The 20684-nt window shown below is 63.3% G+C and carries 16 protein-coding genes and 7 pseudogenes; 13 read left to right on the top strand and 10 right to left on the bottom strand.

Translation table 11 applies throughout. The features are described from left to right. Positions 1 to 12: 12 nt before the first annotated feature. From B6S01_RS15260 to B6S01_RS15235, 5 genes and pseudogenes are all read right to left on the bottom strand, one after another. Positions 13 to 1002: a TonB-dependent receptor domain-containing protein gene (locus B6S01_RS15260; RefSeq protein ID WP_081570491.1), complete on the bottom strand. Its 990-nt coding sequence runs from the start codon at positions 1000 to 1002 to the stop codon at positions 13 to 15. Beyond that, on the bottom strand, positions 927 to 2348 hold the full coding sequence (locus B6S01_RS15255) for a TonB-dependent receptor (protein WP_157704829.1): 1422 nt from the start codon (positions 2346 to 2348) through the stop codon (positions 927 to 929). Before B6S01_RS15255 ends, B6S01_RS15260 begins: the two co-directional genes overlap by 76 nt. 317 nt (positions 2349 to 2665) lie before the next feature. Then, the gene (locus B6S01_RS15245; RefSeq protein ID WP_020997471.1) at positions 2666 to 3748 is read right to left on the bottom strand and encodes a helix-turn-helix transcriptional regulator; all 1083 of its coding nucleotides are present in this window, start codon (positions 3746 to 3748) and stop codon (positions 2666 to 2668) included. Next, a complete protein-coding gene (locus tag B6S01_RS15240; protein WP_037468440.1) occupies positions 3745 to 4491 on the bottom strand; it encodes a sulfite exporter TauE/SafE family protein in 747 nt (248 codons plus the stop codon). The genes B6S01_RS15245 and B6S01_RS15240 overlap by 4 nt, the downstream gene beginning before the upstream one ends. Further along, positions 4488 to 5683: pseudogene (locus B6S01_RS15235) on the bottom strand (muconate cycloisomerase family protein). The gene B6S01_RS15240 and the pseudogene B6S01_RS15235 overlap by 4 nt, the downstream one beginning before the upstream one ends. 179 nt (positions 5684 to 5862) lie before the next feature. On the opposite strand from B6S01_RS15235, the gene B6S01_RS15230 reads away from it, so the two are divergent. From B6S01_RS15230 to B6S01_RS15215, 3 genes and pseudogenes are all read left to right on the top strand, one after another. Continuing rightward, the gene (locus B6S01_RS15230; RefSeq protein ID WP_081570488.1) at positions 5863 to 6753 is read left to right on the top strand and encodes a LysR family transcriptional regulator; all 891 of its coding nucleotides are present in this window, start codon (positions 5863 to 5865) and stop codon (positions 6751 to 6753) included. A 185-nt stretch (positions 6754 to 6938) separates the two neighbouring features. Next, entirely contained in the window at positions 6939 to 8018 is a 1080-nt protein-coding gene (locus B6S01_RS15225; protein WP_037468428.1) for a maleylacetate reductase, read from the top strand. A 526-nt stretch (positions 8019 to 8544) separates the two neighbouring features. Next, a pseudogene (locus tag B6S01_RS15215) lies at positions 8545 to 9246 on the top strand (IS6 family transposase). On the opposite strand, the gene B6S01_RS15210 reads toward B6S01_RS15215, so the two are convergent. Beyond that, positions 9204 to 9683: a hypothetical protein gene (locus B6S01_RS15210; RefSeq protein WP_156103404.1), complete on the bottom strand. Its 480-nt coding sequence runs from the start codon at positions 9681 to 9683 to the stop codon at positions 9204 to 9206. The pseudogene B6S01_RS15215 and the gene B6S01_RS15210 overlap by 43 nt on opposite strands. Positions 9684 to 9704: 21 nt before the next feature. On the opposite strand from B6S01_RS15210, the gene B6S01_RS15205 reads away from it, so the two are divergent. Further along, entirely contained in the window at positions 9705 to 10469 is a 765-nt protein-coding gene (locus B6S01_RS15205; protein WP_006949122.1) for an IS6 family transposase, read from the top strand. A 45-nt stretch (positions 10470 to 10514) separates the two neighbouring features. On the opposite strand, the pseudogene lgt reads toward B6S01_RS15205, so the two are convergent. Both lgt and B6S01_RS22155 read right to left on the bottom strand, forming a co-directional pair. After that, positions 10515 to 11231, bottom strand: a pseudogene (gene lgt, locus B6S01_RS15200) (prolipoprotein diacylglyceryl transferase); the annotation flags it as partial. 101 nt (positions 11232 to 11332) lie between these two features. Further along, a pseudogene (locus tag B6S01_RS22155) lies at positions 11333 to 11389 on the bottom strand (hypothetical protein); the annotation flags it as partial. 131 nt (positions 11390 to 11520) lie between these two features. On the opposite strand from B6S01_RS22155, the gene B6S01_RS15190 reads away from it, so the two are divergent. Next, complete coding sequence (locus tag B6S01_RS15190) at positions 11521 to 11913, top strand: carboxymuconolactone decarboxylase family protein (RefSeq protein ID WP_031942867.1); 393 nt, start codon at positions 11521 to 11523, stop codon at positions 11911 to 11913. A gap of 39 nt (positions 11914 to 11952) precedes the next feature. On the opposite strand, the pseudogene B6S01_RS15185 reads toward B6S01_RS15190, so the two are convergent. Then, positions 11953 to 13173, bottom strand: a pseudogene (locus B6S01_RS15185) (cation:proton antiporter domain-containing protein); the annotation flags it as partial. Here B6S01_RS15185 and B6S01_RS15180 point away from each other — a divergent pair. The 4 genes and pseudogenes from B6S01_RS15180 to B6S01_RS15160 form a co-directional block, all read left to right on the top strand. Further along, positions 13174 to 14384 (top strand): annotated as a pseudogene (locus B6S01_RS15180) (IS91-like element ISCR8/ISPps1 family transposase); the annotation flags it as partial. 358 nt (positions 14385 to 14742) lie between these two features. After that, positions 14743 to 15629 (top strand): annotated as a pseudogene (rdpA, locus tag B6S01_RS15175) ((R)-phenoxypropionate/alpha-ketoglutarate-dioxygenase). Between the two features lie 195 nt (positions 15630 to 15824). Then, positions 15825 to 16589 (top strand): IS6 family transposase, encoded by a 765-nt coding sequence (locus B6S01_RS15165; protein WP_006949122.1) that lies wholly within the window; start codon positions 15825 to 15827, stop codon positions 16587 to 16589. A gap of 64 nt (positions 16590 to 16653) precedes the next feature. Then, positions 16654 to 17097, top strand: a complete 444-nt coding sequence (locus B6S01_RS15160; RefSeq protein WP_234810807.1) for a hypothetical protein — start codon at positions 16654 to 16656, stop codon at positions 17095 to 17097. 157 nt (positions 17098 to 17254) lie between these two features. Here the strand turns inward: B6S01_RS15160 and B6S01_RS15155 are convergent, their stop codons facing one another. Beyond that, on the bottom strand, positions 17255 to 17743 hold the full coding sequence (locus B6S01_RS15155; protein WP_062793208.1) for a hypothetical protein: 489 nt from the start codon (positions 17741 to 17743) through the stop codon (positions 17255 to 17257). Positions 17744 to 18017: 274 nt separating this feature from the next. Between B6S01_RS15155 and B6S01_RS15150 the strand changes: the two genes are divergently transcribed. The 4 genes from B6S01_RS15150 to B6S01_RS15135 all read left to right on the top strand — a co-directional run bounded on the left by B6S01_RS15150 (position 18018) and on the right by B6S01_RS15135 (position 20680). After that, on the top strand, positions 18018 to 18317 hold the full coding sequence (locus B6S01_RS15150; protein WP_062793210.1) for a hypothetical protein: 300 nt from the start codon (positions 18018 to 18020) through the stop codon (positions 18315 to 18317). Positions 18318 to 18617: 300 nt separating this feature from the next. Continuing rightward, the gene (locus B6S01_RS15145; RefSeq protein ID WP_062793212.1) at positions 18618 to 19004 is read left to right on the top strand and encodes a DUF3768 domain-containing protein; all 387 of its coding nucleotides are present in this window, start codon (positions 18618 to 18620) and stop codon (positions 19002 to 19004) included. Between the two features lie 126 nt (positions 19005 to 19130). Continuing rightward, entirely contained in the window at positions 19131 to 19388 is a 258-nt protein-coding gene (locus B6S01_RS15140; RefSeq protein WP_062793213.1) for a hypothetical protein, read from the top strand. 2 nt (positions 19389 to 19390) lie between these two features. Then, positions 19391 to 20680, top strand: a complete 1290-nt coding sequence (locus tag B6S01_RS15135; protein WP_062793215.1) for a Fic/DOC family protein — start codon at positions 19391 to 19393, stop codon at positions 20678 to 20680. Positions 20681 to 20684: the final 4 nt, after the last annotated feature.

Raw genomic sequence — 20684 nt, 5'->3', positions numbered from 1 at the left:
CATCGCGCGGGCTCAGTACCGGTAGGACAGGTTGAAGGCCCATGTCCGCGGACGTCCGGTGTAGCGGATGACCGCATCGGCGGTCGGCAGGTTCACGAGCGTCGAGTAATATTTGTCGGTCAAATTCTGGACCGTGAACGACGCGCGCCATTTGTCGTCGGGCGACTTCACGCCGATGCGGGCGTCGTAGAGCGTATAGCCCGGCATGTCGAAAAGCGCGAGATCGCCCAGGCCACCATTGGTACGCCCCTGATAGTTCATCGCGCCGCCGATGAAGGCATTCATGTCGTTGCCGACCGGGAACTCATATTGCGCGTCGCCGACGAACTGCCATTTCGGCGTCAGCGGGAAAGGATCGCCGGACAGCGGCCCCAGCACGCCGAGGGCGTCATAGTTGATGAAATTGCCGAGAATCTTGGAGCCGATATAGGTACCGCCCATATTGATGTTCAGCCCCTCGGTCGGCTGCCAAATTGCCTGCAGCTCAGCGCCGGCGATCCGCGATTTCGGCACGTTGACGAGAGCGTTGAGGGGACCCAGCACGGGGTCGATGACCTTGCCGCGCAGCTGCTTGCCCCGATAATCGTAATAGAAGCCCGCGCCATTCAACTGGAGCGTCTGATCGAACAATGTCAGCTTGAAACCGGCCTCGTAAGCGAGGACGGATTCCTGCTTGGCGGGCGCAAGCTGAAGCGACGCCGTCGCGCCCGTCGTGGGGAAGGCCCCGTTCTTGTAACCTTTGCTGACGTTGGCATAGATCAGGGCCCTTGGCGCCGCCTGCCAGTTCACGCCCGCGCGCCACGAGACATTGTCCTCGTTGAGATTGTTGAAAACGACGCCGGGTCGATAGGTCGGCGACAGCGTGATACAGGCTCCGGGCGGCAGCGTCGTCGGGATGCCGCTCAGCAGCGTCGCGAAGCGCGAAATCACCGCGGAGAGGTCGCCCGCGCCCGAGTCATAGGTGCAGCCCTCGAAGCTGCGACGCTGATCGGTGTATCGCAGCCCCCCTGCAACGTCACGGTGTCGGTTACCTTGAAATCGATGTTCCCGAACACGGCATAGGTATTGACCTTCTGGATCGAAACCGCGCGAGCGACATCGAACGGAAAGCTGCTCGTCATCGCCGAGGTGATCAGGGAATCGTCGATGAAATCATAGGCATAGTTGCCACCGAGGACGAACCGGATCGGCCCGCTCTCGCCAGCCAGGCGAAGCTCCTGCGAAAAGTCCTTGCTCCTGCCAGGCGCCGCCACCGCGAGCGTCTCGATCGCGGTGCCGTCGGCCTCGACGAGGCTCTTGCGGTTGATTTTCTGAAAGGCCGTAATCGACGTCAGATCGAGGTCCGTTCCCAGTTCATAATCGATCCTGGCCGACGCCTGCCAATAGCCGTTGTCGCGCTCGAAATTCTTCCCCGGATCCCAGTCGGCAGCGCGATTGCTCGCCGGCGCATCGGGATAATTGTCGAGGAGCGCCCTGACCGCGGCATTGGGGCTGACGGCGGCGACGAGCTGTGCCGCCTGCGTGTCAGATTTGTCGCGCCACCCGTTGACGTTGAGATTGACCGTCAGCCGATCGCTCGGCTCCCACTTCAGAAGCAGCCGGCCGATCAGGACGTTGCCCTCTCCCAGACTGTCGTCGCGCGTATAGCTGCGCTGCCAGTCGCCGCTATGCGTATATTGGACGGCAAGACGCGCCTCGAGCGTGTCGGACAGCGGGCCGCTGACATAGCCCTTGATTTCCGCGCGATCGAAACGGCCATAGGTGACGTCGGCGCCGGCGCGAAAATCGGGGGTGGGTTTGGCAGCAATGTAGTTGATCGCGCCGCCCGTCGAGTTTCCGCCGAACAGCGTACCCTGGGGACCCTTCAGAACCTCGACACGTTCGAGATCGAGCGCCGCGCCGGTCGCCATGGCCGAAAATGGCAGAGGAACCTCGTCGACGTAGATGCTGACAGCGGGCGCCGCACCGAGACTGGTTTCGTAGAAGCCGATACCGCGCAGGGTGTAGACGGGCGTGCCGTAGGCGCTCGGCGTATAGTTGAAGCCCGGCACCACTTTGACGAGGTCGCTCACATCGGAAACGCCGCGCGCCGCCAGATCCTCGGAACCGACCGCGGTGATCGAGATGCCGACCTTGTTGATATTCTCGGACCGCTTCTGCGCGGTCACGACGATATCCTGCAGGCCGCTCTGCTCGGCGGCATCTGCCGGCGCTGCCTCGGGTGCCGGAGACGCCTCCGTTTCCTGAGCAACTGCAACGCCGGGCAGGCTTGCGAGAAGTCCGACGGCCAATACGCGAGCGGACACGGTCGCGCGCTGGGACGAAAGCAGTCCATGGTTGCGTTTCAAGTTAACCTCCCCAAATATGGGCCAGAATCGGCCTCTGTTGTGATCACCCCTCGGTCCGGGTGCTCATTCTTCGAGCTAGAAAGATTGCGTTGCAGCGAAGGGCATGCCCGCTCGACGCGCAAAACCGGTTCTTGCTGGGCGCCGCGCAAGGGCGGCACGCGTCGCTTCCGACAGCAACCGGCGGATCGTCTCCTGTCCCAGAATCCTTGTTCTCCTGCGTTCGATCATATCTTCGCGCAGGCTTTGCTGCGCGCCTCGCAGCGCGCGAAAAATGCTCTCCGAGCGCAACCTTCGCGGCTTGAAATCGCGAGCCGGGCTCATTCGGCCCCCGCAGCGCCGGCAGGCGCCGGGCGTTCCTTGTGTCCGGCAGAAGGCGCCCCTGCCGTCAAAGCGCAAGAAGGAGTCCGGCCCGACGCGACGGGACGCGCCCGAATGGATCCGGATCCGTCCCCCTTGCGGTAGCGGACGGGTGTCTCGCCATATTTTGCCCGGAATCGCCGCGCGAAGTGGCTCGCGTTGGCGAAGCCACACGTCCATGCGACATCGGCCGCGCGATACCCGCTGAAACGTCCATCACGCAGCATGCCGGCGGCGCGCTCGAGGCGCATCTCGATCAGCAAGGCGCCAAAGGTCGTGCCCGCCTGTGCGAACAGGCCATGCAGATGACGCTTGGATATTCCGACAGCATCAGCAATCGTTCCGGGATCCAGATCGGGATCATCCAGTCTGGCGCGCATGGATCGTTTGAGGCGCACGAACAATTCTCCCCGATGACGGCTGACGGCCTGGCACCGTCCACCCATCATCAGCGCCAGAAATGCCCCGAGTTGATCGGCGATGACCCCGCGCGGCAGGATCGCGTCGGCCAGGCCATGGTGAGAGATCGTCTTGAGCGTCGCGGCCAGCGACGATCCCCATCCGTCTTCCGCAAAGATAGGTGTAGCGACCGCCGTCTTAGGGTGGGGGAGCCAATGGCGTAGCCAGGCATCCTGGAGACGCATCGACAGTGTGATCCCCCCGGTTTCCCGGAGCAGCTCATAGGGTTGCTGGTTGTCGAGGAGAATGAAACATTGTTCGGGAGCCGTGACTTCAAGATCATAATGCCGCAGCTTCCCGGCGCCCTTCTCGAAAAACAGGAGAAGGTAATCATTCGCGCTGTGCTTGATCATCGCGTTGCTGTGCACGATGCGCTGCGAGGTGGCGGACAGGAAATTCAGCTGCACCGGACCCAATTCGAAATGCTGGATGCGAGCGCGATGTCCACCGAAAGCCCGACTCTCGATATCGACTTCGGTCAGGCAGGCCCCGACGCGATCCATCCAGCAGCTCAGGGCCGAGGGGCCGCGAACCGAGTCCGTCGACCATTCGAAATCGCGGGACGCATCGAGAACCGCGCTCATATCGCCATCGCGGCAAGGATGCCGCCTCCCATGGCACTCGCGATGAGACGTAGCCCGGCGAGAATGCACAGCATGAGGATGATGGGGCGCATGATGCCGCCGGCCGGCCGGGCGAACCGCCCGCTGGCAGCAAAAAGGCCAACTAAGACGCCCGGTATCATTGCGAGCACGATCGTCGGCGATCCCAGCTGGCTCGGAGCAATCGCCGCCAACCCCGCAAGCGACAGGATATAGGCCGCAACGAACAGCGCTGCAGCAGTCGGACGCACCTTCGCCAGCGTGTCGTAGCGGTAGAGGATCGCAAGCGGCGCGCTATGAACGCCCGCAACGGTGCCTATGAATCCGGTAGCGAAGCCAGCCGAAGTGAAAGCGACCGGACCCGGCGCGCGGGACTTCGAAAACACCGCTGCGCCTCCTACGACAACGAGCAGGAGGCCAACGAAAGCGCGCAAGGTGTTCGATGCGACAAGGCTGATGACAATCGCCGCGACGAGCGAACCGATCACGACCCCTGGAAGCAGAATGGCGAGCTCGCGCCACGCAACCTGTCGCCAGCCGGCAATAAGGAAAGGCACCGAAGCGAAAATCCCGGCGATTATCACGGGGCCAGGAACGGCGCCGGGATCGATCAGCACAAGCAAAGGCATCGCTACCATCCCGAAGCCAACGCCCGTGATGCCTTGGATATATGTCGCCACACCCACAGCCACGGCAGCCAGTATCAGAGCGGAATCCCCTGTCATTTGTTGCGCCGGGTGAAGCTTCGGACACGATCACGGTCGATCTCAACCCCCATGCCGACGCCTGACGGGACGACGACTTCCCGGTCGCGATACGCGATCGGCTGGACCGTGAGATCTTCCGCCAGAAGCCTGGGGCCGATCAACTCACAGCCGAAGGGAAGGTTCGGGAGCGCGCTAAACAGCTGCAGTCCTGCCGCCGTCCCGACGGAGCTCTCGAGCGCCATCCCCCCGTACAGAGGAACCCCGGCAGCCTCGGCAACGGCGGCGGCCTTGAAAGCCCGCCGCAGGCCGCCGCCCTTGGCAATCTTTACGGCATAGATGTCGGTCGCGCCGCGCCGGATCAGCTCATAGGCATCGTGGAAATCCCACAATCCCTCGTCGGCCATGATCGGAATTTCGAAGCGCGACGCGAGACGGATCATGCCTTCGACGTTCCAGGCCGGAACGGGCTGCTCGACGAAGAGGAAATCGCGCTCCTGAAAAGCCGCGAGCCAGCGCATCGCAGTCGACTCGTCCCACGCCTGATTTAGATCGACGACGAACCTTGCATCGGGATGAGCATCGTGAATGGTCGTCGCCGTCTCCAGCGCGCGCCGGGTTTCCGAGGCGGCATCGCCCTTGCCAATCTTTATCTTGAAGACGCTGTGGCGGCCGGCCTCGATCTGCTCGATCGCGTCGGCGACATCGGCCTCATAGGCAGCTGCTGCCAGAGCCCATAGGACAGGAACGGTCGAACGCGCCGTTCCGCCGAACATCTGCGACACCGATATGCCAATCAAGCGGGCGGCCGCATCGTGGACGGCGATATCGATCGCCGCCTTTGCAAAATGATTGTTTGCCGCGATACGGTCCATCGCAGCAAGAATTCGCTCCTGGTCGAAAACGCTAATGCCGATGACGGCCGGCGCGAGATAATGGTCGATCATCAGCTTGATCGTTTCGACGCACTCGCCGCCCCAGAAGGCCGTGCCGCCCGGCGTTCCGCCCTCCCCCAGCCCACGGCACCGCCAGACGTGACCAGCTCCACCATAACGAGCGACTGCGTGGCGTGAGTGCCGGTTGCATGAAAATGCGGTCGACGAAGGGGCAAGTCGACGATCGTCGCCGTGACGGCGGCGATTACATGATCCGGATGGTCGGAAAATGGGGGCGCGCTCGCCGCCGGAGGCGTGAGCTCTGTCACCAAAGTCATCTGAAATCTGTCTCCCCTGCGCCGAAGCGGGGCGAACCAGGGCTCGTCTCGCTTCCCGGCTGCCATCGAACCGGTTTGTCCGACAGCTCCGTTTGTCGGCCAATGTTGCCCCTGTTGCTCGATGAAGAAAAATACTAATGCAGGGCTCACGCAATACGTGAACGGTATGGGAGCATGTTTTGGAATTTCGCCAACTACGCTATTTTGTTGCCGTCGCCGAAGAAGGCAATCTGACCGCCGCAGCGCGCAAGCTGCATGTCTCGCAGCCTCCAATCACGCGGCAGATCAAGCAGTTGGAGGACGAGCTCGGTGTCGAACTGCTCGTCCGATCCTCGAAAGGTGTGCAGGTAACCGAAGCCGGGAAGCTGTTCCTCGTCGAGGCGAAGCGCCTGCTCGATATCAGCCATACCGCGATCGAAAAATCGAGGGCAGCGCAGGCCGGCGAGCTCGGGCGCCTCGACATCGGCTATTTCGGAGCGACAATCTACACGGTCGTTCCGCAGCTGGTGCGCACTTTCATGACCGCCCGCCCCCATATCTCGGTCAAGATACAAAGAGCCAGCAAGGACGAACAGGTCGCGCGGCTCCGCGACGGCCAGCTGGGCATCGGCTTCGCCCGATATTATTCGGTCGATCACGACCTCCAGACCATGCGGATCGGCGAAGAGCGCCTGTACCTCGCCGAGCGTCTCGATGCAGCGCAACCGCCGTCGCCGATTGACGGGCTGGAGAAGATCCACGGACGCTCGTTGACGGTATTTCCGCAGCTGGGCCGACCCGGTTTCGCCGATGAAGTCTTGCGGTTTCTGATGAGCGTGAACGTACAGCCTGCGGTGACGGAGCCCGCCGAAGATGTGTTTGCGGCGCTCGCCATGGTGCTTGTCAGCGATTCGGTCAGCATCGTTCCTGAATCGGTGGCCCGTCTCGCGTGGCCGGGCATCTGCTTCTCGCCGATCGCGCATCCCGCAGCCGTATCCGCGATCAGCTGCGTGTTCCTCCGCGACGGTAGGCCGCCCGTCGTCGATGCGTTTCTCGCGAGCCTGGCCGAAAGCGATAGCTCCTCCGTATAGCCGGAAGCCAGTAACAGTATTGGACCGTATGACTGGCGCCCTGTAGCGTCGAGCGCGAATGGGCACCGTCGACCGGCGAAGTGCGATCGTTCCAGCAGGCCGGCGTAGTCGTCATCCACATTCGCGCTAGGGCTTTCTGGAAGGCGGCGCGCTCGCACCCGACTCCAATGCAAAGAGGACATCGCATGAATTTTCCGTTTGTATACGAAGGTCAGCCTTATCGGGTCCTGTTTGGTCATGGGATGCTTGGCGAGCTACCCGACGAGGCCGAACGGCTGGGCTGCGGACGGTTGCTCGTGCTCTCGACTCCCGACCAGCGGGCGGCGGCCGAGGAGGTTGCCGCGCTCCTTGGCGACCGGTGCGCCGCCACCTATCACGACGCACGGATGCACACGCCGGTCGAGGTGACCGAGGACGCCATGGTGGTAGTCGCAAAGCATCGGATCGACGGTCTTGTAGCCTTGGGCGGCGGGTCGGCGATCGGCTTGTCCAAAGCGATCGCGCTCCGAACCGATCTCCCCCAAATCGCCGTTCCCACGACCTATGCCGGATCGGAGATGACCCGGATCATTGGCCAGACCGAAGCAGGAGAAAAAACGACGCAGGTGACGGCGAAGGTTCTCCCCGAAACGGTGATCTACGATGTCGATCTGACGCTGACATTGCCCCCGAAGCTTTCGATCACCAGCGGCATCAATGCGATGGCGCACGCGGTCGAAGCCCTTTACGCGACCAACGGCAATCCGATCGTGCAGCTGATGGCCGAGCAAGGTATCGCGGCACTCTATCGCGGATTACCGACCATCGCGCAGTGTCCGGATGACAAGGACGCGCGCCGCGACGCGCTATATGGCGCGTGGCTCTGCGCAATTTGCCTGGGTCAGACGAGCATGGCCCTTCACCACAAGCTTTGCCACGTGCTGGGCGGTTCCTTCGACCTCCCGCACGCCGAAACGCACACGATCATTCTGCCGCACGCGCTTGCCTATAATGCGCCCGCCGCGCGCGATGCCGTCGGGGCCATCAAGCGCGCGCTGGGTGGTGACGGGATAGCCGGCCGTATCTACGACCTTGCCGAGGGAGCAGGGGTTCCGGTGGCGCTGCGCGATCTCGGCATGGAGGAGAGCGATATCGACCGGACCGTCGCGCTGGTGCTAGCGACTGCCTATGCTAATCCGCGCCCGCTCGAGCCGAAGCTCCTGCGTCGCCTGATCGCAAACGCCTGGGCAGGCGTCCGGCCCGATCACAGTACCTACGCCGACTAGAGCGATTTCGAGTTTGTCGAACGCAGAAGAGCGAGGAGGTGGCCTAATGATCTCACAGCCAGAGCGCATCGTCTCGCTGCGCGATCATGTCCTAAACCTGAAATACGCCCTAACGACAACGTCCTGCCGTGTGACGGTCAAAGCTCTGCAGGAGATGCTGGAGGAGGCTGAAGTACGTCTGCAAGAGCAAGGTGCAGCGCGGAACCCGTCTGAGTCGAAACCGCTCTAAAGGATGATCCCGAAGATCGCGTCGCCCCACCGGGAGCGAACGGGAGATATTGAGGCTCCGCCGGATGGAGTTTACGGGTTCGGCTGCGACATATGATGACATCCGACCATAGTCGTGCCTCAATAAATTCCCGAACGGCGAGCCGTCGCTCGATGGCCTGCCCAAGACTTTTGAACTGTCGTGCAATTTCATGAGGTTGGGCAGACTTCCGTCTGGGAAGTCGGATGGTTCTGTTGCATCCTTGGCCCCCCGTCTGCCAGCGGGTAGGACCGCCACCCTGCGTGAGGGGGGGGTGAGATGGTGAGCAATCCGGAGAACCTGTTCAAGGGCCAGCAGTTTACGGCTGAGGTCATTCTCTGGGCGGTGCGGTGGTATCTGATGTTCCCCGCGAGCTACCGCGATCTTGAGTTGATGCTCACCGACCGCGACGTGTCAGTTGGTCACACCACGCTCTTCCGCTGGATCCAGGCTTATGCGCCGGAACCGGAAAAACGGGTGCGGCCACACCTGAGCCGATGCGATGGCTCGTGGCGGGCCGATGAGACGTACCTCTAGGTGCGTGGGCGCCGGATGTACCTGTACTGGGCGGTCGACAGCCGCGGCGAGACGATCGACTTCCTGCTCAGAGCAACGAGAGACGCTGGGGCAGCCAAGCGCTTCTTCCGCAAGGCCTTGGCCCAGCCGCACACGGTCAATCCTAGGACGATCACCGTCGACAAGAATTCCGCCTACCCGTGCGCGGCCGCCGAGATGAAGCGAGCAAAGGAAGTCTGGCGCTTCTCCCGGTTGCGACGGATCAAGTACTTGAACAACATCGTCGAGCAGGACCATCGACGGATTAAACGACTGGTCCGACCGGAGATGGGCGTCAAGAGCCTGATGACAGCATGACAGGAAGCAATGGCGATGATCCGGAAGGGACAGGTACGGGAGATTGGCGGACGCAACATCACGGCTCAGGCGAGCTTCGTCGCGAAGCTGTTCGAGATCGCCGCCTGAATTCCCGCTCGATCAGGGCTCCTGCGGCCGAGCCGCAAGTTTGCAACATTACCCCTGCCGCCGTTGCCGTAGTTCGGCTTCAGCACGCGCGGGCCTGCGGCAAGATGTTCGGGGAAACGAGCGCGAAGGCCTTCAGCGTCCACGTATCGATCGACATCGCTGCCCCATTCCATGGATCGCGTTGTGTAGAGCACTTCCTTGACGCCGATTTTGGCGATCACGTCAGGATGCGCGCTGACGACAACGCCGCACCCCGCGACTTCGCGCAGCATTGGATCGAGCTGCGAGCGGTCGCCTGAAATGTCCAACGGATTCACCCAGACCAGCACTGCGTCGCACGACAGCAGCTCGTCCCGAATCTCGCGAACCGCCTCGTCCCTGTACAGTACAGGCGGCTCTGTTGCAAACTCTGACACGGTTTCCAAGATTGGGCTCATGTACTGTCAAGGTCAGTTGCGATGAACGATTTCAAAGGACGGCATTTTACCGGCGAGGTCATCCTATGGGCGGTGCGCTGGTATTGTCGATACGGCATCAGCTACCGTGATCTCGAGGAAATGCTGTCCGAGCGTGGGATCGATGTCGATCATACGACGATCTATCGCTGGGTGCAGCGCTACGCGCCGGAGATGGAGAAGCGTCTCCGCTGGTTCTGGCGGCGCGGCTTTGATCCGAGCTGGCGTCTGGATGAGACCTACGTAAAGGTGCGGGGCAAATGGACCTACCTGTACCGGGCGGTCGACAAACGGGGCGACACGATTGATTTCTATCTGTCATCGACACGCAGCGCCAAAGCGGCGAAGCGCTTTCTGGGCAAAGCTCTTCGTGGCCTGAAGGACTGGGAAAAGCCGGCCAAACTCAATACCGACAAGGCACCCAGCTACGGCGCAGCAATCGCTGAGCTGAAACGCGAAGGCAAACTGGCGGCGGAAACCGAGCACCGGCAGGTGAAATATCTGAACAACGTGCTCGAGGCCGACCACGGCAAGCTGAAGATGCTGATCAAGCCGGTACGTGGCTTCAAGTCGATGCCAACGGCCTACGCCACGATCAAGGGCTTCGAGGTCATGCGCGCCCTACGCAAAGGACAGGCCCAGGCATGGTGCCTGCAGCCAGGTATCATGGGGGAGGTGCGCCTGGTTGAAAGAGCATTCGGAATTGGACCCTCGGCCCTGACCGAAACCATGATTATGCTCAATAAGCATTTCGCCAATGCTGCCTAATCCCCCAACTGGGTGACGCCGCGCGGCCGTGCCCCATGTTTGCAACAGAGCCCCGAGGAAGGCGTCGGGCTCGCGGAAGAACTCGGCCGTGAAGCGGAACACGCCATAGCCGATCAGGAACATCGCGGCCACCTGGCCCTCGGCGCGGCGCTTGCGCGCATACAGCCACAGCAGCCCGAACAGCAGCAGGCCTTCGAGCAGGAACTGGTAGACCTGGGACGGGTGGCGCGGCAGCATGGAGCCGCTGTGCGGGAACACCATGCCCCAGGGCAGGTCGGGACTAGAGAAGCGGCCCCACAGTTCGCCATTGATGAAGTTGCCGACGCGGCCGGCGGCCAGCCCGGTGGGCACGCAGGGTGCGACAAAGTCGGCCACCTGCATCCAGGGGCGCTGGCGTGAGCGCGCGAACCAGACCATGGACGCGATCACGCCCAGCATGCCGCCGTGAAAGGCCATGCCGCCCTGCCACACGTAGAAGATCTCCAGCGGGTGCGACAGGTAATAGCCCGGCTTGTAGAACAGGCAGTAACCGAGGCGGCCGCCGATCACCACGCCCATCACGCCCAGGAACAGGATGTCTTCGACATCCTTGCGGCTCCAGGCGCCGGGCCCCGTGATGGACGCAAAAGGCTCGTGGCGCAGCCGGCGGATGCCCAGGAACATGAACAGCGCAAACGCGACCAGGTAGGTGATGCCGTACCAGTGGATCGCCAGGGGCCCGATCTGCAACGCGACCGGGTCAATTTGGGGATAAGTGAGCATGCGGCGATTTTGCCTGCTGGCGCAGCACCCGCCGATGCCCATCGCACGGACAGCGGCACGCCAAGCTGCGCTTCGAGCGCGCGGATCTGTCGGCTCAGCGGCGGCCGCGAGATGCGCAGCCGCCCGGCGGCGCGGCCGAAGTCCAGCGTTTCGCCCACGGCCAGGAACTAACGCAGATGGCGCAGCGCGATGGCCTCTTTCATACCGGAAAGGTATCACCAACACGGTATTGGCCGCGCCGCCGGCACGCGCCTACGCTGCGGCCATCTACCACCACCAAGGACACGACATGGACAACGAACGCTACCGCGAAGGCTGGGCCAAGCTCAAGGAAGTCGATGGCCAGGCCGGCGAAAACGTGATCGACAGCCTGCGGGGCATTGCGCCCGACTTCGCGCGGCTGTTGATCGAATTCCCGTTCGGCGACATCTACACCCGGCCCGGGCTGGACCTCAAGACGCGCGAATTGGCCACCGTCGCCGCGCTCACGGCCATGGGCACCGCCGGGCCCCAGTTGCGCGTCCACCTGCACGGCGCGCGCAACGTGGGCTGCAGCGAGCAGGAGATCGTCGAGGTCCTCATGCAGATGGCCGTGTACGCGGGCTTCCCGGCGGCGCTGAACGGGCTGCTCGCGGCCAAAGAGGTCTTTGGGCAGCGCCAGGGATCCGATGGCCCGCAGTGACGGCCGCAACGCCCTTGCGCAGGGCGGCGGCTGGCGCCCTCAGACGGCCGCAACCGGGGTGTCGGCCTCGTCGTTCTCGCGCTTGCGCAAACGGGCCTGCAACAGCGCGCGGCCGGCGAAGGCGTCGCCCGCGACCTCCAGGTCGAAGCGCTCGGCGTCCAGCCGGCGCAGGTCGGCCATGACGGCTTCGGCCTCGTCCACCGTCGCGCCGGTGGCCAGCACCGCCTCAAAGCCCATCTTCATGGCCGACTCGAAGGTCTCGCGCACCACGAAGTCGGCACCGCCGGTCTTGACCAGTTCCACGGCATGCTCGCGGTCGAAGGCACGCACCAGCACGCGCGCATGCGGACACTCATGCTTGGCGCTCTCGGCGATGCGCGTCGCGGCAGCCTTGTCGTCCACACAGACCAGGATGGCACTTGCGTTGTGCGCACCGGCCGCATGCAGCACGTCGGAGCGCCCGCCGTCGCCGTAGTAGACCTTGAAGCCCAGGTAGGCCTGCGCGACGCGGATCACCTCCGTGTCGTTGTCGATCACGGTCAGCGAGGCGCCCCGGGCGATCACGCCCTGGCTGGCGATCTGCCCGACGCGGCCGAAGCCGATGACCAGCACATTGGCCTGGCGGTCCTGCGCCTCCTCCGCGCCCTCCATCGACACCGCAGCGCGCGGCCCGAAGCGGCCGTGCAACAGCACCACCAGCGGCGTCAGCGCCATCGACAGCACCACGATGGCCGTCATGTTGGCGTTGACGGTGGGGTCGATCACGCGTGCGCCCAGCGCCGCCGCGAACAGCACGAAGGCGAACTCACCGCCCTGCGCCATCAGCACGGCGCGGTCCAGCGCATCGGCATGCGAGCTCTTGGCCAGCCGCGCCACGCCGTAGATGCACAAGGCCTTAACCAGCATCATCGCTACCACGCCGGCCACGATGAGCTGCCAGTTGGTGGCGACCACGCCCAGGTCCAGCGACATGCCCACGCCGAGGAAAAACAGCCCCAGCAGCAGGCCGCGGAAGGGCTCGATGTCGGCCTCCAGCTGGTGCCGGAAGGTGGACTCGGACAGCAGCACGCCGGCCAGGAAGGCACCCATGGCCATGGACAGGCCGCCCAGTTGCATCAGCAGCGCCGCGCCCAGCACCACCAGCAGCGCGGCGGCCGTCATGACCTCGCGCGCCTTGGCGTTGGCCAGTACACGGAAGAACGGGTTCAGCAGCCACACGCCCGCAGCCACCAGCGCAGCCAGCGCCCCCAGCGCCAGGCCGTATTCCCCCGCCTGCCGGTGCGCCAGTGGGTGCTCTCCGTGCCCAAGAGGTTGCGGTACTTCATGCAACGCGACGGAGCGGTGCTGAGCATGGTGCTGCGCATCTTTCTGCGGGTGATCGCACAAACTCTGCAGACCCACAGCCCCGGTGCGGCCCATATGGACAAGGCAGGCCTGCACATCGGTGCCATCGCCTTCATTCACCGATTCGGCTCCAGCCTCAATGAACACGTCCACTTCCACGTTTGTGTGGTGGACGGGGTGTTTGAGGAAGTGGAGGGCGAGGGCGATGCTGATGCGACCCCTCGAATCTCATCGCCGGGTGTCATCTTTCACGCGGCCACCGGCATCGATGCGGCTACCGTGGCCCCAGTGCAGACCACACTGCAAAAACGTATCCTGCGCGCCTTCGTTGCTCGGGGCCTGCTGGAGAACTGTGACGCCAAAGACATGCTGGGCTACAAACACAGCGGCTTCTCGGTGGACGCCGGTGTCTGCATCGAAGCCCACGACCGCGCTGCGCTGGAGCGGCTGCTGCGCTATTGCGCGCGTCCACCGTTTTCCATCGAGCGCCTACGCAAAGAGGGAAGCAAACTGGTGTACCGCTGTGCCAAACAGCGCAGCGAGCCCACCAGTGACAAGCGTGGTGCCAAGGCAGATGAGCTGCACCTCACACCGCTGGAACTGATCGACCGCATCGCCGCGCTGGTGCCACCGCCACGCACCCACCGGCACCGCTACTTTGGTGTGCTGGCACCAAACTCGCCGCTGAGAGCGGCGGTAACGGCGCTGGCTCAGCCTGCTGCGTCGCAACCAGCCACGGTGGAGACTGCACAACCTGGCGCGGGCGTACCTGGGGTGGCGGCGCCGGGCAACGCGGCCACACCCACACCCGAACCTGAAGCACGCCCGAAGCGAGCGGCGCATTACTTGTGGGCGGTGCTGATTGCCCGCATCTACGAGGCATTTCCGCTGCTGTGCCCCATGTGCGGTGGGCAGATGCGCATCATTGCCTTCATCACCCACAGCGCCGAAATCCGCCACATCCTGAACCACATCGGGGTGGAGTCTGCCCCCCGCACATCACCCCGGCACGCGGGCCACCGCTGTGGGAGGGCTGCGACGCGCCGGTGGATGATGGTGCGCAAGGCGAGCCGGATTGGGATCTGGCAGCTCAACCCGACGAGGTAGACCAGCGCGTCAATTGGTGACCCAGTGAAGCGGCGGTATCCATCGCTGCGGGGAAGCAGCTGCGCGCGCGCCAGGCCCAAATGCATACTGCCTCCCAAGCTCTTGCCATTGAGCGGCAAGCGAGCGCTCAACCTTCCTTGGCCGAACGTGTTTCGAGGCCCAAAACTCGTGCCATACTTGGCCTCATGCGGTTGAATTTCCTATCTGGATTCTATCTGGATTTCGTGCCATACTTGGCCTCATGCGGTTGAATTTCCTATCTGGATTCTACGGCATGCCCGCCGATCAGTTCGGCGCGTTCTTCAAGGCGCAGTACGACGGGTTCAACCAGGTCGTGCGCGAGCACAACATCAAGTTCGATTAAGGATCAACGCTTCCATGCATGCTGCACTGTCCCCCTCTCCCAGCGCTTTGAGCGCATCGCGGTCCAGCCGCTGACCGGCGTCCTGGGCGCCGAGATCACCGGCGTCGACCTGCGCGAGCCGCTCGACGACAGCACCTGGAACGAAATCCTCGACGCGTTCCACACTTACCAGGTCATCTATTTTCCCGGCCAGGCGATCACCAACGAACAGCACATCGCCTTCAGCCGGCGCTTCGGCCCCGTCGATCCCGTGCCCCTGCTCAAGAGCATCGAAGGGTATCCAGAGGTGCAGATGATCCGCCGCGAAGCCAACGAAAGCGGGCGTGTGATCGGTGATGACTGGCACACCGACAGCACCTTCCTGGACGCACCGCCGGCCGCCGTGGTGATGCGCGCGATCGACGTGCCCGAGCATGGCGGCGACACCGGTTTTCTGAGCATGTACACCGCGTGGGAGACGCTGTCGCCCACCATGCAGGCCACCATCGAAGGGTTGAACGTAGTGCACAGCGCCACGCGTGTGTTCGGCTCGCTCTACCAGGCCCAGAACCGGCGCTTCAGCAACACCAGCGTCAAGGTGATGGACGTCGACGCGGGCGACCGTGAAACCGTGCACCCCCTGGTGGTGACCCATCCGGGCAGCGGCCGCAAGGGCCTGTACGTGAACCAGGTCTATTGCCAGCGCATCGAGGGCATGACCGATGCCGAAAGCAAACCGCTGCTGCAGTTCCTGTACGAGCATGCGACACGGTTCGATTTCACCTGCCGCGTGCGCTGGAAGAAGGACCAGGTCCTGGTCTGGGACAACCTGTGCACGATGCACCGGGCCGTACCCGACTACGCGGGCAAGTTCCGCTACCTGACGCGCACCACGGTCGGTGGCGTGCGCCCGGCGCGCTAGCGCCTCAGCGCGGCGACGCGGACGCCGCTGCGCGCCGCCCGCACCACACCCACATCGCCACGCCGGCCAGCACCATGGGCACGCACAGCCATTGGCCCATGCTCATGCCCAGCGACAGGATGCCGAGGAAGGCTCTGTTGCAAACTCTGACACGGTTTCCAAGATTGGGCTCATGTACTGTCAAGGTCAGTTGCGATGAACGATTTCAAAGGACGGCATTTTACCGGCGAGGTCATCCTATGGGCGGTGCGCTGGTATTGTCGATACGGCATCAGCTACCGTGATCTCGAGGAAATGCTGTCCGAGCGTGGGATCGATGTCGATCATACGACGATCTATCGCTGGGTGCAGCGCTACGCGCCGGAGATGGAGAAGCGTCTCCGCTGGTTCTGGCGGCGCGGCTTTGATCCGAGCTGGCGTCTGGATGAGACCTACGTAAAGGTGCGGGGCAAATGGACCTACCTGTACCGGGCGGTCGACAAACGGGGCGACACGATTGATTTCTATCTGTCATCGACACGCAGCGCCAAAGCGGCGAAGCGCTTTCTGGGCAAAGCTCTTCGTGGCCTGAAGGACTGGGAAAAGCCGGCCAAACTCAATACCGACAAGGCACCCAGCTACGGCGCAGCAATCGCTGAGCTGAAACGCGAAGGCAAACTGGCGGCGGAAACCGAGCACCGGCAGGTGAAATATCTGAACAACGTGCTCGAGGCCGACCACGGCAAGCTGAAGATGCTGATCAAGCCGGTACGTGGCTTCAAGTCGATGCCAACGGCCTACGCCACGATCAAGGGCTTCGAGGTCATGCGCGCCCTACGCAAAGGACAGGCCCAGGCATGGTGCCTGCAGCCAGGTATCATGGGGGAGGTGCGCCTGGTTGAAAGAGCATTCGGAATTGGACCCTCGGCCCTGACCGAAACCATGATTATGCTCAATAAGCATTTCGCCAATGCTGCCTAATCCCCCAACTGGGTGACGCCGCGCGGCCGTGCCCCATGTTTGCAACAGAGCCGTTATTCGCGCCATGAGCCACGATGACAAGATGGCATTGCTGGCGGGCCTTGTCGCCATGACCGTTGACGGCACGGTGTTCGCGGGCGGTGCCCCCGGTGCGCGTCACCATCACTTCGAGGAGGTGGCCCGCGCTACCGGCGTGGACATTGCGACCCGCTGGCAAGCCCCCATCGCCCTGTTCGACAAGATGCGCCGTGCGGCCCTGATCGACCTGTTGCGCGAGGAATGCGGTGCTTCCAGCGCCGAAAATTGCGCGACGATCAAGAAGAAGGGTGATCTTGCCGTCAATGTGTCGGGACGGCTTCCGGGAGGGTGGCTACCTGCCCCCATGAAGATCGGCGCGTTCGATCAACCCGAGGCCGAACCGGAGGATTTCGACACCGACATGGACGGTGACGGGATCGAGAACGAGGACATGGATCGCGGTGAATTTGCCGACGACGAAATGGCCTGATCTGATCGGGGGGCCGGTGATATTCGGCCCCCTTCCTTCCGCCCCCAGCAGCCCCGCCGCCGGCGCGACAGCCATGCCCCGCATGGCCGTCGCGCCCGCTGCCCTTGCAGGTCAGCGCGCGCCGCCCGCCCACAAGGGACGGGCGGCGCGATAGCGGCTATTGTCGCAAGTTCAGTGGTCGCGCAGGTGTGCCACGTGGCACACTCTCCATACCCCGGATCGAGCGCGCCTCGAACCACGCGAACAGGTCGGCGACTGCGCGACGGCGATAGGCATTGAGCCATCGACGGCGCCGATGCTCGGCCGCATCGTGGATCATGTGACACCTTTGGCAGAGTGCGGCCAGGTTGCGCGGCGCATTGTCGGTCGGATCATGGTTGAGGTGGGCGCAGGCGATATAGACCCTCGTAATACGGATGCTCGCCGCAAGGTCGATTGCTCCGATCCTGATCCGCTTTCCCCGCCCGTCTCGCCACTGCCGGCGATCCATGTCCCACCACCGTCCATCGCCCAAGTGGAATATGCGCTGACCATGCGGGCGGCAGCAATGCTCGCACCGCCCCTTGGCGCGGCCGAAGCGAATGGCCCTCGACAGCTCGGGCCAGTCGATCGGGTAAAGCCAGCGATGTTCGGCCATGATCGGCATGAAGATTCTATGAGTCAGCGGGAACGAGAACGAAAGCAGAAAATCGCCTGGTGGACCGCCTTGGTGGGCGGGCGCTGTTTGGTAGGGCTGTCCGTCAGTCTCCTCCCATCGTGAGGGACGCGGAACGCCGCCTCAAGGATCAGCGGTCCCCCCAATTTACTGGGTAAATCGGTTCCCCCGCTGCCCGGCAAACCGGCCACTTTGTGGTCCTGTGACCCGGCGTTCCGCGCCCCTCCCGCTGTCGTCGCCAATCACGGCAATACGGAGGTTTTCCATGTCCCATTATCGCCTGTTCGCGCAGCTCGCCTTCGAGCGTGCGCTTGGGATGGCCGCGCTCAATGCGCTGGCCCAGGCCGTCGCCGAGAGCGACCAGTTTCGCGCCGTTGGCTGCGAGCGCGACCCGATCCATTTCTGGGTTCTTGCCGGTGAACTCGAGGATGTGGTGCAAGATCGTATCCGTGACGTGCTGGATGGTCCTGGCCTTGCCGTCGTCGAGCGCGGCGAGCTTTTCCATCAGCCACGGATCGTCGAACTGGTGATCGCTGCTCGTGATGCACGCAACGCGCCGTCGTGACGGCGCGATTGCGCGCAAAAATGGGGTGCGTAGATCCGCACCGTGCTTCCTTCGCCGCCCGCGCATCGCGCGACCGGCGCGAGGGGAACACCAAGGCCGCCGCCCTTTCGTTCCCGAACGACAATCGACCGCCCGTGTAACCCGCCAAGCACGGCACCCGGCGCTCAGCGCCGACCGCGCTAGGGCGGCTCGCCCGCGCCAGCGGTAGATTCTCGCTCCCCCTCCCCATCCCGTCCTCGCCGGACAGGCAGGGCCGTGAGGCCGAGCGGCCTTGCGGCCCATGCAGCAAGAGGATCAGATATGCGCAGCCCTGAACAACTCGAGACCATCCGTCGTCTGAACGATGCGGCCCGGAGCAATCCCGGCACCGATTGCATTGCCAATGTCACGCTAGGGTTTCAGTCCCTACCCGATGCCGACCGCTTTGCGGCGCTGGCGACCATTGTGTCTTTCTCGAAATTCGACGGTGAGAACGACCCCTACGGTGAGCATGATTTCGGAGCGGTCTATCGGCTCGTAACGGGCACGTGGACGCAGGAGGGGCCTTGTGACGAGAAGGCGATTGCCGAAACAGTCTTCTGGAAAGTGGATTACTACGACAACACGCTCACCTATGGCAGCGAAGCGCCGTGGGATGAGCAGCAGACTAAGCGCGTGCTAACCATCATGTTAGCCAATGAATACTGATGGTTGCGCCGACGATCCTGCGCCCGAACGGGCGCAGGATATGGTGGATCGAATGACTGCCGCGTCGAGTGATTTGTTGAGGAATCGCGCCGGGGAGAGTAAGGTTAAGAAAGAAAGGATGACGCGATGGCCCAGATCGATCTTGAAGCACTGCGCGAGCGCATCCGCCAAATGGATTTCGAGCGCGGCACTCCCGAACAGATCGCGCTCTGGCGCGAGGATGTCGCGGAGTCCCGCGCCAATCTCGTGATTGAAGACATGACGCCGACCATCGATGAAGACGCGATGTTCGCGATGATGCTCGACGAGGGTGTGCCGCCCGCACTCATGCCCTCGATCATCCTTAGTCTCTATCCGCCCGGAACCCGCCAGATCGCTGCCTGACATTGGCAAGCGATCCCTACACCTATCCCGGCACTGAGACGCTTCGAAACCGGCTCGGCATCACCGATGAAAAGACGCTTGTCGAAGCTGAGCGGCGACTAACGCAGGCGCGCGGCGCAGAGGCCGCGCGCCTGACTTTTCCAGCAACGGCCGACGGCTATCGCGCGCTTCACAAGCAACTGTTTCAAGACCTCTATAATTGGGCGGGGCAGGACCGAACCGTCAACATCGCCAAGGGCGGTTCGAGCTTCGCAGCGGTGCCCTATGTCGCGCGTGAACTCGACAAGTGGTTTGCCGACATGGGCGCGCAAATTGGCTTTCGCGGACTTCCTCGAGACGAGTTTTTCGACCGGCTCGGCGATCACATCAACGAGATCAACGCCATCCATCCTTTCCGCGAAGGCAATGGGCGCACCATGCGCCACCACGCGGCGCAGCTCGCGCGCGAAGCTGGACACCCGATCCGCATTGCTGCGATCGACAAAGACAAGTGGATGGAGGCATCCCGCCACGGCTTTCTAACGGGCGATCATCTCGGCATGGCCGCGGTTCTATCCGCAGCGGCAGTCAAGCGCGACCTCGCGCCCGAGGCGCGCATCGGTCCCGCCGGAATCGCTATGCTTCCCAACCGCGCCCCACCCGAGGGGCAACGCTATCGCGTCACCCTCGCCAAGGCGCGCGAAGAACTGGAACGCTACCTGCCCGCCGCCCGACAGCAGGCGGCCGAACGGTTGCGTGAATTGATAGGGGAGAGCGCGCCATCCGCTGCCATCGCGAATGCTCGAACCGAGCTTGCCTATGTTCGGCACGCCAAGGGGCCGATCTACCAGTCCCATCTTTTGACATATCTCGGCGTGCGGCAGGTTGATGCCGTCGTTACTGCTCAACAAACGCCCCTTGAGCGTGTTCGTGAGATCGGGGCCGCTCTGGGCGTCCAGATCAACGGTCAGCGATCGGCACAGCTTCAGCGCGCCGTGCAGGCGCTCGAGCGGCCGATCCTGCCCCCCGGCCATTCCCCCGGGCAGGAGCGGCTAGCCGAGCTTTTCATGAAAAACACGCCCGAGAAGAACCACGCCGATCCGCGTCTTTCGCCCGCGCAAGGGATTGTCGATGCCGCCATAAAGACGGCCATCGACCGCGGCGAAAGCGCTCGCATGGTCGCAACGATCCGGGAATCGACGCGCCAGCTTGTCGCCAATCGGATCAAGGTTGGCGGGTCACTGGACGGCGAGATTGGTCGCGCGGCGCAGGTGCAGGCACCCGCGCCGCGCGATAAGGACCGGAGCCGCTGACAGC

This window comes from Sphingobium herbicidovorans (assembly GCF_002080435.1).
GTDB lineage: Bacteria > Pseudomonadota > Alphaproteobacteria > Sphingomonadales > Sphingomonadaceae > Sphingobium > Sphingobium herbicidovorans.
This window is presented reverse-complemented; position numbering and strand designations above follow the sequence as displayed.

Coding starts and splice junctions, on each gene's coding strand:
- B6S01_RS15245 (WP_020997471.1), bottom strand. CDS start 3,748: ATGAGCGCGGTTCTCGATGCGTCCCGCGATTTCGAATGGTCGACGGAC.
- B6S01_RS15240 (WP_037468440.1), bottom strand. CDS start 4,491: ATGACAGGGGATTCCGCTCTGATACTGGCTGCCGTGGCTGTGGGTGTG.
- B6S01_RS15225 (WP_037468428.1), top strand. CDS start 6,939: ATGAATTTTCCGTTTGTATACGAAGGTCAGCCTTATCGGGTCCTGTTT.
- B6S01_RS15210 (WP_156103404.1), bottom strand. CDS start 9,683: ATGAGCCCAATCTTGGAAACCGTGTCAGAGTTTGCAACAGAGCCGCCT.
- B6S01_RS15205 (WP_006949122.1), top strand. CDS start 9,705: ATGAACGATTTCAAAGGACGGCATTTTACCGGCGAGGTCATCCTATGG.
- B6S01_RS15190 (WP_031942867.1), top strand. CDS start 11,521: ATGGACAACGAACGCTACCGCGAAGGCTGGGCCAAGCTCAAGGAAGTC.
- B6S01_RS15165 (WP_006949122.1), top strand. CDS start 15,825: ATGAACGATTTCAAAGGACGGCATTTTACCGGCGAGGTCATCCTATGG.
- B6S01_RS15160 (WP_234810807.1), top strand. CDS start 16,654: ATGAGCCACGATGACAAGATGGCATTGCTGGCGGGCCTTGTCGCCATG.
- B6S01_RS15155 (WP_062793208.1), bottom strand. CDS start 17,743: ATGCCGATCATGGCCGAACATCGCTGGCTTTACCCGATCGACTGGCCC.
- B6S01_RS15150 (WP_062793210.1), top strand. CDS start 18,018: ATGTCCCATTATCGCCTGTTCGCGCAGCTCGCCTTCGAGCGTGCGCTT.
- B6S01_RS15145 (WP_062793212.1), top strand. CDS start 18,618: ATGCGCAGCCCTGAACAACTCGAGACCATCCGTCGTCTGAACGATGCG.
- B6S01_RS15140 (WP_062793213.1), top strand. CDS start 19,131: ATGGCCCAGATCGATCTTGAAGCACTGCGCGAGCGCATCCGCCAAATG.